Source organism: Neotamlana laminarinivorans, assembly GCF_020523925.1.
GTDB classification, from domain to species: Bacteria; Bacteroidota; Bacteroidia; order Flavobacteriales; family Flavobacteriaceae; genus Neotamlana; species Neotamlana laminarinivorans.
In genome coordinates this window covers 1-749 of sequence record NZ_JAJAPW010000024.1, presented here as the reverse complement: position 1 = coordinate 749, position 749 = coordinate 1, and the positions used below count along the sequence as shown (strand labels likewise).

Here is a 749-nt window from a genome sequence, read left to right as displayed (position 1 = left end):
CGTTGGGCTTCATTTAAAAAAAATCGTTTCCAATCAAAATTTCAAGTTAAAATCATTATTTTTGGTTATAAATAAATATGAAATGAATATTCAGGCGGAAAAAATAGAATTGGTAAAAATGCTTTTGGATACAGAAAATCCCAAAATCATTGAGTCAATTAAAAAAATTTTTAAAAAAGCTAAAACTGCTGACTTTTGGGATGATTTGTCTGTTGAGCAACGAAATGAAATTGAAAAAGCTTCTCGTGAAATAGAAAACGGAGAAATAACGGATTACGAATCTTTTATGCAAAAACACAGATAAATTGAGTAGAAAAGTTGTTATTTCTAAAACAGCGGAAAGGAAATTAGAAAAACTTTTCGAATACTTAATTGAAGAATGGTCTTTAAAAGTAAAAAAGGATTTTGTAGAAAAATTAGATTCATCGATTGAGATAATTAAAAACCAGCCTGAAATATTTCCCGAATCTAAAAAAGGAAAAAGTTTAAGAAAATGTGTAGTCACAAAACAAACAACTATATATTATCGATATAATTCCAAACGGATAAATATTGTTACGTTATTCGACACAAGACAAGACCCGAATAAATTAGACAAAGAAATATAAAAACGAAAGCCCAACAATGTATAACCGCAATTACGGCGGATTCGACTACGTCCGAATCCACTCGGAATTGCTAACGTCAGTGCTAAGCCGAAAAATTAACGCATATTAACCCGTAACTGACGGTTATACGAGACCGTTGTA

2 protein-coding genes are annotated in these 749 nt (G+C 30.4%); both read left to right on the top strand.

The annotated features are described in order from the left end of the window. A partial coding sequence (locus tag LG649_RS15885) for a hypothetical protein (protein WP_226544804.1) occupies nt 1–304 on the top strand: 304 nt, incomplete at its 5' end. A gap of 1 nt (nt 305) precedes the next feature. Then, the gene (locus LG649_RS15880; RefSeq protein ID WP_010136310.1) at nt 306–608 is read left to right on the top strand and encodes a type II toxin-antitoxin system RelE/ParE family toxin; all 303 of its coding nucleotides are present in this window, start codon (nt 306–308) and stop codon (nt 606–608) included. Nucleotides 609–749: the final 141 nt, after the last annotated feature.